The sequence below is a fragment of the Hydrogenophaga sp. 2FB genome (assembly GCF_005503365.1).
GTDB lineage: Bacteria > Pseudomonadota > Gammaproteobacteria > Burkholderiales > Burkholderiaceae_C > Hydrogenophaga.
Genome location: NZ_SCML01000064.1, coordinates 26,858 through 35,930 on the forward strand (window position 1 = coordinate 26,858; position 9,073 = coordinate 35,930).

6 protein-coding genes and 2 pseudogenes are annotated in these 9,073 nt (G+C 62.0%); all 8 read left to right on the forward strand.

All coding sequences use genetic code 11. The features are described from left to right. Positions 1-83 precede the first annotated feature (83 nt). Positions 84-3,050: a Tn3 family transposase gene (locus tag FFS09_RS26540; RefSeq protein ID WP_137921930.1), complete on the forward strand. Its 2,967-nt coding sequence runs from the start codon at positions 84-86 to the stop codon at positions 3,048-3,050. A gap of 54 nt (positions 3,051-3,104) precedes the next feature. Continuing rightward, positions 3,105-3,176: pseudogene (locus tag FFS09_RS31630) on the forward strand (zinc ribbon domain-containing protein); the annotation flags it as partial. Then, on the forward strand, positions 3,168-3,470 hold the full coding sequence (locus tag FFS09_RS26545; protein ID WP_137921931.1) for a Zn-ribbon domain-containing OB-fold protein: 303 nt from the start codon (positions 3,168-3,170) through the stop codon (positions 3,468-3,470). The pseudogene FFS09_RS31630 and the gene FFS09_RS26545, both read left to right, overlap by 9 nt. Before the next feature lie 193 nt (positions 3,471-3,663). Next, complete coding sequence (locus tag FFS09_RS26550; protein WP_137921932.1) at positions 3,664-4,656, forward strand: Bug family tripartite tricarboxylate transporter substrate binding protein; 993 nt, start codon at positions 3,664-3,666, stop codon at positions 4,654-4,656. Then, positions 4,653-5,543: an NAD(P)-dependent oxidoreductase gene (locus tag FFS09_RS26555; RefSeq protein ID WP_137921933.1), complete on the forward strand. Its 891-nt coding sequence runs from the start codon at positions 4,653-4,655 to the stop codon at positions 5,541-5,543. Before FFS09_RS26550 ends, FFS09_RS26555 begins: the two co-directional genes overlap by 4 nt. Beyond that, on the forward strand, positions 5,540-6,889 hold the full coding sequence (locus tag FFS09_RS26560; protein WP_137921934.1) for an MmgE/PrpD family protein: 1,350 nt from the start codon (positions 5,540-5,542) through the stop codon (positions 6,887-6,889). Before FFS09_RS26555 ends, FFS09_RS26560 begins: the two co-directional genes overlap by 4 nt. Positions 6,890-7,134: 245 nt before the next feature. After that, a pseudogene (locus tag FFS09_RS26565) lies at positions 7,135-7,762 on the forward strand (IS5 family transposase); the annotation flags it as partial. A gap of 142 nt (positions 7,763-7,904) precedes the next feature. Further along, positions 7,905-9,008 (forward strand): DUF4158 domain-containing protein, encoded by a 1,104-nt coding sequence (locus tag FFS09_RS26570; RefSeq protein WP_171020208.1) that lies wholly within the window; start codon positions 7,905-7,907, stop codon positions 9,006-9,008. The last annotated feature ends 65 nt before the right edge of the window (positions 9,009-9,073 follow it).

A 9,073-nucleotide genomic window follows, 5' to 3' on the forward strand; every position in this document is an offset into this window, starting at 1 on the left:
GGTTAACCCGCATTCGCTCAAACCTTCTGGAACCAACGAGAACAATTCCGTAGACTCCAACAAGGCTTGGAACTGCGCAGGCCATGGGGAGAACCAGCTTGCCAGGCTTCTATCTGCGTTTTGTCGGATCCGACACCCTTCCCAAGTCTCTGTCCAGGCGCGAGGTCGAAGAATGCTTTGGACTGAGCGCTGAAGACATCCACGAGCTTCGCCCGCCCCGCTTCCGGGGTACAGCTCGGCTTGGCGCGGCCGTTCAACTGGTAATGCTGCGCGCCACTGGACGACACCCAGATGCCCTCTCAGGCCTGCCACCCGTGCTGCTGCGGCACCTGACATCAACACTGGGCATGAGCGCGACGGACATCGCATCCGTGACGTCGCTGTACAAGGACCGGGCCACCCGCTTCGAGCATCAGCTTTGGGCACGGCAACGCGTTGGCTTCGCGGTTGTGGACGACACCACAAAAGCACTGCTTGCCGATGCCCTGCGCGAGCTTGCCACCACTGCGGTTTCGGTGAACGATCTTGTGCATCAGTCGGAGCACTGGCTTTTCGACCGCCGCCTCGTGCTGCCTGGCGATCGAAACCTCAGGGACATGGCCCGCACGGCATTTGCCGACCAGGAGAATGCGGCGCTCGAAACGATTCGCATAGGCGTGCCGCGCGAGCACATCCACAGGGCGCTTTTGCACACGTTCTCAAAACGATCTGGACCGGGTGGGCACACCGTGCTGGATTGGCTGCGAACGCCACCGGGCAAGCATGGCCAGCTCACCCTGAGCGAGGTCACCAAGAAAATCGAGTGCCTGAAGGCATTGCATGTCCACGAATGGAAGCTGTCGGCGATTGCGCTGAACCGGTTAAAGGCCTACAGCCAGGAGGTGGTCAATCGAACACCATCAGCAACAAAGAACCTGTCCCCCGAACAGCGCGAGTTGGAGATGGTCTCATTCCTGCACGTCACTTTGCTTGAGCAGACCGACCTGGCTGCGGAGATGGGTGCGCGACGCCTCACCGATCTCTACCGCAAGGCTTCCGGCAAGGTGCTCAAGAAGCAAGCCGACAGCTCCGTCGATTTACGCGCTGAGCGGGTGGAGCTCAAAGAGGTCCTCTACGACAAGAAATTGACCGCCGAGCAAATCGTCGCCGCGATGCGCAAACTTGTGCCGCAAAACGAGCCCGACTTCGCAGGCACGCGTGCCCAGTTGGTTCGCGAAGCACTGGTGAAGGAAGAGGCACCGCGTGTCTCAGCGCTCCTCAACTCACTGGGCATCCTGGAGATCAGAGGCGAGGCGTCGGACAAGGCGCTGAGGCAACTCAAGTTGCTGCGCGATCTGGCCAAACGGGGTGCAACCAGCCTGCCTGAGGGACTCGACGTTTCTTTTGCCGACCCCGGCTGGCATCTGTTGTTGCAGAGCCCAGACCGCAAGCTCGCGCTTGCTGCACTGAAGGTCAGTGCAGCAACGGCACTGCGCAAGGCCATCAAAGGCGGAAAGCTCTGGCTGGCGCACAGCGGCAGACACCGCAGTCGCGCCGATCAACTGATGTCTGAGCCGGAATGGGCGCAAAAGAACATGTCGCTCATCCGGGCGCTCAGCCTCACCGACGATCCCTACAAGTTCCTGGAGCGGGTGTTGGAGCGCGTCGACGCCGGCCTGGCCCAACTCGCCAAAGCTGTCGAGGAAGGCGCGCTCACCATCGACAACCAGGGACACATCAGCATCGCACCCATCCAGGCGCTTGAAGTCGAACCCCAGGTCACGAAGACCCGCGAAAGCATGTTCAACATGATCGGCGGCGCCCAGTTCGGGAACATGCTCGTTGAGATTGATGCCAAAACCCGCTTCAGCCAAGCGCTGCTGGGCCGTATGGCCAAGGATATTGGTGAGCTGAAGGCGGTGTACGGCGCCCTGTACGCGCATGGGACGGAGAACAACGCCAAGGGGGTATGCGCCATGATCCCCGGCCTGCAAGTCTCTCAGATTACCATGGCCATGCGCGCCTTGGAGGCCAGCGGCCGCCTGCGGGAGGCCAACACACGCATCATTGATTTTCAGCAGAGCATGCCGATCGCGATGCTCTGGGGCCAGGGCGACAAGGCATCCTCCGATTCGATGACGCTCGATACCTCGCGGCACCTGCACTCGGCGCGCATGGAGTACCGCCGCAAACAGCATGGGGTGGGCATCTATGTGCACATGCTGGACACCTGGGCGCTGTTTCACGACCAGCCCATCGTCATCAACGACCGGCAGGCCGCGCCAGCGGTGCATGGCGTCGAAGCACACAACTGCACTCGGCGTGAGGACCAGATCCGCCTGTCCCTGCTGGCCGTCGACACCCATGGCTACACCAACGCAGCCATGGCGATCGCCAAGCTGCTTGGCTTCGATCTGTGTGTTCGCTTGCGCCAGTTGTCGGAGCGCAAGATGTTCATGGCCTGGGGCGACGCGCCCCCCGAATCACTGGAGCGGTTGGTCGTGGGCAAGGTCTCGCTGCGAAAGATCCGTGCCGGCTGGATGGAGCTGCTGCGCCTGATCGCCTCCATCCGCCAGGGCCGCCTCACGGCCGCAGAAGCCATCGCCCGCCTGGGCAGCGCCGCCCGGGGGGATCCTGTGCACGCGGCCGCAGACGAGCTGGGAAAGCTTTTGCGCACCGTCTTTCTGTGCGACTACTTCACCATTCCTGAGTTCCGCCGCGAGATGCACGCCCTGCTGAACCGCGGCGAGTCCATCCATCAACTGCAGCGCGCCGTGTACCACGGGCGTGTGGGCGTCTCGCGTGGCCGCCGCGCCGATGAACTGCGCACCATCTCGACGTCCCACACCCTGCTGACCAACGTTGTGATCGCCTGGAACACCATGAAGATGCAGGATGTCGTGGACCGCTGGAAGGCGATCAAGCACCCCATCGAGGACCACTGGATTCGGCGCATCGGGCCGGTGCACTTTGAGCACGTGAACTTCAAGGGCACGATCACCTTCGAGATCGATTCGTACGCCGACGCGCTCATTCAGCGCCAGCCCAAGCTGCGCGCGCGCCGGGTTTGATCCTGGTCGGTCCGGACGACGGTCGACGAGGCGAACTTCTTCGAGTATTGCAAGCAGCGTTCGCTGCGCTTCCAGTCTTGCGCACGCTGCGGCACGCTGCGGCATCCGCCGGTTCCGATGTGCTTTGCATGCCAGTCCTGTGAGACGAACTACGTCGAGGCCCCGTCCGAGGCGCGTGTGTACAGCTACACCGTGGTCCGGCACGCCAGCCACCCTGCGGTCGAGAAGATGCTCCCCTACGTCGTGGCCGTGGTGGACTTCCCGGATATGCCCGGTGTGAGGCTCATCACCAACCTCACCGACATCGATTCGAAGAAGGTGTCTATCGGCATGCGCTGCACGCTCTGGTGGGACGATATTGGCGACGGCATGTTCCTCCCACGCTTTCGACCGCTCGACGCGGTCACCAGCGCCGCCTGAGACCGCCTGTATGGCCCATCCCTGCAGGCCCAACAGCTAAAACGCACTTCGTGTACGCAGAAGTCGCGTCAATAGGGTTTACGCGGATACAGCTTACTTCACTGCCATATTCATAATAGACATCTGCAACGCCTCAATTCGATGGCGGCGCACGAGAAATACATCACCGCCCTGTGTGGCCTGGAGATAACACATGAGCTTTTGCCCTGGACTCAATCGTCGGCAGTTCGCTGCCATCACCGCGGGCCTGACCGCCGCTTCCTTCGGTTCTTTGGCGCGAGCGCAGGGCACCTGGCCCGGCAAGCCAGTGAGGGTCGTGCTCGGCTACGCGCCGGGCGGCGGGTCCGACGTCATGGCCCGCGTGCTGTCGGTGCCCATGAACGAGATGCTCGGCCAGCCGATCATCGTGGACAACAAGCCCGGCGCCAGCGGTAACATTGCGACCGTCGAAGTTGCCAAGGCACCGGCGGACGGTTACACGCTGCTGTGCGCGCCGACCACGCAGATCACGGCCAACCCGTACATCTTCAAGATGCCGATCGATCCAAACAAGGACATCGTACCCATCGCCGCGGTCGGTCGCTATTCCATGAACCTGGTCACCCGGTTGGGCCTGCCGTTCAAGACCTTCAAGGATTTCCTGGCCTACGGCCGGGCCAATCCGGGCAAGCTCACTTACGCTTCGGGTGGTACGGGCACCCAGCCGCACCTGGTGGCGGCCGCCATGTTCAAGCAGGCTGGCATCCAGGCCATCCACGTGCCGTACAAAGGCTCGGGCCCCGCGCTGCAGGCCATGCTCACCGGCGAGACTGACATGGTCATCGACCCGGGCATTGCCTTCCCCCATGTGCGTACCGGCAAGGTGATGATGCTGGCCACGGCCGGCGCCAAGCGCCTCTCGCAGTTCCCCGACATGCCCACGATGCGCGAAGAAGGCCTGCCGGGCATGGATTTCTATGCCTGGATCGGCATGTACTCGCCCGCGGGCACGCCGGCAGCCGTCAACGCGAAGATCTCGGAAACGCTGGCCAAGGCGCTGCAGGTGCAGGCCGTGATCGACCGGTTCAACGGATCGGGCGCGGAAGTCATCTACGAGAACGCGGCCGGCTTCAATCAGGTGATCCGAAACGAGACGCAGGTCTTTTCGAGCCTGATCCACGAACTCGGCATCAAGGGGGATTCATGAGCGTTCGCAAAGAATCCGGCGCGGCATCGGTCGCACGTGTGGGGTTCGTCGGGCTGGGCGACATGGGCGAGCCCATGGCGCACAACCTCCTCGCCAAGGGCTTCGAGGTTTCCGTGTTCGACCTTCGCCCGGGGCCGCTGAAGATCGCGAAGGACAAGGGCGCGCAGGTGGCCGCAAGCCTCGCCGACCTGGCAGATAGCTGCGACACCATCGGCCTGTGCGTTTGGAACGAAGACCAACTCACCGACTGCATCTACGGCGAAGGCGGGCTGTTTTCGAGTGAGACGACCGGTAGGACCCTGCTCATTCACAGCACGGTGACACCGGGGTTCATCGCGCGCCTGGCCAAGAGCTGTGGCGAAAGAGGCTGGCACTTGCTGGACGCCCCCGTGAGCGGCGCGCGCGCCGGTTCCATCGCCGGAACGCTCACGCTGATGGTGGGCGGCGATCGAGCCTCGTTCCTGCGCTGCGAGCCCTACCTCAAGGCGGTCGGATCGAATGTCTTCCACATGGGTGAGACACCGGGTGCCGGTTCGGTCATGAAGCTGTGCAACAACGTCATGGCGCTGTGCAACGCATTCGTTGCGAACGAGGCGTTCAAGCTTGCGACGGCGTTCGGCATCGACGAGCGCCGCGTCATCGAGTGCGCGCGTGTGAGTACCGGAAATTCGTGGATCATCGAGCACCCCGGATTTTTCGATAATCTCCTGACCACGCATCCGCAGCCCGACGTTTTCTACAAGGACCTGTGGGAAGCGGTCGAGGCGGGCAAGAGCAAGGGTCTTGAGTTGACGATTTCCGGCTTGGTTGCCCTGTGCGGCCCGCGGATGTCGGAAGAACGCAAGACCGTGATTCGCGAGCGCAGCTCGCGGGAATCCAAGGAATGATGATGAAAGCAACCGAGCGGGTCGCCGATTACGTGGTCAACACCGGGTTCGACGATTTCGACGTCGAGGTGATCAACAAGGCCAAGGCACTGATCGTGAGCACGCTGGGCATGGCCGTGGCCGGCTCACGCATCCATGCAGGCGAAGTGCTGGCCCGCTATGCCAAGGAGTCAGGTGGTGTCGAGCAGGCCAGCGTGATCGGCGCGGGCTTTCGCACCACGTCCGAGATGGCTTCGCTCGTCAATGCGACTGCGGCGCACAGCACCGAGCTCGAGGACGACAGCTGGCCTGAGTCCATGTATACATGCCACATCATCCCGGCGGTGTTCGCGCTGGGCGAGGAGCTGGGATCCTCGGGCCGGGAGATCCTCGAAGCCTTCATTCTCGGCTACGAGATCCAGGCGCGTCCCGGCATGATCCTCACGGACGGCGGCGCCACCGAGCGCGGCATCCTCACCGCGCCCAGCCTGGGCGCGATCGGCATCGCCGGCGCGGCATCGAAGCTGCTCAAGCTGAGCAAGGAAGAGACGCGCATGGCCCTCAGCCTCGCCGTCTCGCAGGCCAGCGGCTCGACCCGCCAGATGGGAACGGGTGCGCACCTGTACGAAGCAGGCATCGCGGGGCGCAACGGCATCAGCGCTGCCAAGCTCGCCAAGCTGGGCCTCACCGGCGAGCCGAACGTCTTTGAAGGCAAGAAGGGCTACTTCGACACCCTTGCCGGCATGCCCGACCTGGAGTTCCCGCTGGGCCGCGGAAGCGATTTGCGGGTCATGGCCGTCGGCTTCAAGAAGTACACCGCCTGTTACCTCATGCAGCGCATTGTCGACGGCGTGATTGAGATCATGACGGCCAACAAGCTGAGCGCGAACGACGTGGAGAAGGTGGTGGTCGAAGTCAACCCGACCTTCCCCGAGATCATCAAGTTCCCTGCGCCAGCCAACGGCGAGGAGTCGCGCTTCAGCATGCACCACTGCGTGGCCGCTGCGATCTCCGGGGAAGAGATCTCTGTGCGCACCTTCACCGACGAAGGCGTGAAGAATCCCAAGTTGCAGAAACTGTGGGACCGTACCGAGGTGGTCGTGCATCCGGAGTGGAAGCGGGCGATCCTCGGTGAATCCAATCCGCTGACGATCCGTACCCGCAGCGGGGCGGAATTCAAAAAGCTCTGCGTGATCTCGCACGGCGACCCGGAAGATCCGCTGACCGACGACGAGGTTCGGCACAAGTACCTCTCCTGCACGCGGGACATCATCGACGACGCACGGGCGAACGAGGCGGCGGACATGCTGTTCTCGCTCGATCGCCAGCCGAACGCGAAAAAGATCCTGGAGTTGTTGACGTACTGAAGACTGCAACCCCGCCTATGCGGGATTGCAGGCGCGAGGTGCATCGCGCCCCATGCAAAACGCCGGCTCACGTTGGCGTTTTCGTCTGCGCCGCCCGTCGCCGGGCGTGCCGTTCTTAATCCATCCTCAGCACCAGGCGACCGGTCGCCGCTCGCGCCTCCATGACCGCTATGGCTTCCTGGAACTGGTCTAGGGCGTGTTAACACTAATGGCGACGGCGACGATTGCGCCAGAAAATCTCCGACATGGAGATCACGCCCGAACAATTCGCTACCATTGAACACTGCCTGCCCAGGCAGCGTGGCAACGTCAGCCTGAGCAATCTGCAGGTGGTCAATGCGATCCTCTATGTGGCCGAACATGGTTGCAAGTGGCGCGGACTGCCCAAACGCTTCGGCAACTGGCACACGATTTACACGCGCATGAATCGCTGGACCAAAGCTGGCGTCCTGGATCGCATGTTCGAGGAGTTGCAGCGTGCGCAAGTCGTGCGTATCAGGATCGAAGCCGTCTCGCTGGACTCCACAAGCATCAAGGTCCATCCCGACGGCACAGGGGCACTAAAAAAAAGGTCCGCAGTCCATCGGAAAGTCCCGAGGCGGATGGAACACCAAGATTCATATGGTTGCCGCGGATGCTCGAACGGCCGTGACGTTTTCGCTCTCGCCTGGGCAGGCGCACGACGCACCCGAAGGCCGGCGCCTGCTCAGCAGTCTTGGGCCGACCAGCAGACCGGTGCATTTGTTGATGGACCGTGCCTACGAAGGCAACGAGACACGGCAGCTGGCACTGGATCTGGGTTTCATTCCGGTGGTGCCACCAATGAAGACGCGGATCGAACCGTGGGACTACGACCGCGAGATGTACAAGCGGGGGTGATCTCAATTTCGGTGCGGAAAGTCGGGTTAGCAGCCGAGGGTTAACCCGCATTCGCTCAAACCTTCTGGAACCAACGAGAACAATTCCGTAGACTCCAACAAGGCTTGGAACTGCGCAGGCCATGGGGAGAACCAGCTTGCCAGGCTTCTATCTGCGTTTTGTCGGATCCGACACCCTTCCCAAGTCTCTGTCCAGGCGCGAGGTCGAAGAATGCTTTGGACTGAGCGCTGAAGACATCCACGAGCTTCGCCCGCCCCGCTTCCGGGGTACAGCTCGGCTTGGCGCGGCCGTTCAACTGGTAATGCTGCGCGCCACTGGACGACACCCAGATGCCCTCTCAGGCCTGCCACCCGTGCTGCTGCGGCACCTGACATCAACACTGGGCATGAGCGCGACGGACATCGCATCCGTGACGTCGCTGTACAAGGACCGGGCCACCCGCTTCGGGCATCAGCTTTGGGCACGGCAACGCGTTGGCTTCGCGGTTGTGGACGACACCACAAAAGCACTGCTTGCCGATGCCCTGCGCGAGCTTGCCACCACTGCGGTTTCGGTGAACGATCTTGTGCATCAGTCGGAGCACTGGCTTTTCGACCGCCGCCTCGTGCTGCCTGGCGATCGAAACCTCAGGGACATGGCCCGCACGGCATTTGCCGACCAGGAGAATGCGGCGCTCGAAACGATTCGCATAGGCGTGCCGCGCGAGCACATCCACAGGGCGCTTTTGCACACGTTCTCAAAACGATCTGGACCGGGTGGGCACACCGTGCTGGATTGGCTGCGAACGCCACCGGGCAAGCATGGCCAGCTCACCCTGAGCGAGGTCACCAAGAAAATCGAGTGCCTGAAGGCATTGCATGTCCACGAATGGAAGCTGTCGGCGATTGCGCTGAACCGGTTAAAGGCCTACAGCCAGGAGGTGGTCAATCGAACACCATCAGCAACAAAGAACCTGTCCCCCGAACAGCGCGAGTTGGAGATGGTCTCATTCCTGCACGTCACTTTGCTTGAGCAGACCGACCTGGCTGCGGAGATGGGTGCGCGACGCCTCACCGATCTCTACCGCAAGGCTTCCGGCAAGGTGCTCAAGAAGCAAGCCGACAGCTCCGTCGATTTACGCGCTGAGCGGGTGGAGCTCAAAGAGGTCCTCTACGACAAGAAATTGACCGCCGAGCAAATCGTCGCCGCGATGCGGGGTCTCCTCGTTTTCAGTGCAATAAGTGACGGTACGAAAAGCTAGCACTGGCGCGGAGGTGGTGTTGGTAGATCGTTGATTTCATTGACTTTCCTGTTCACTTTCAAATC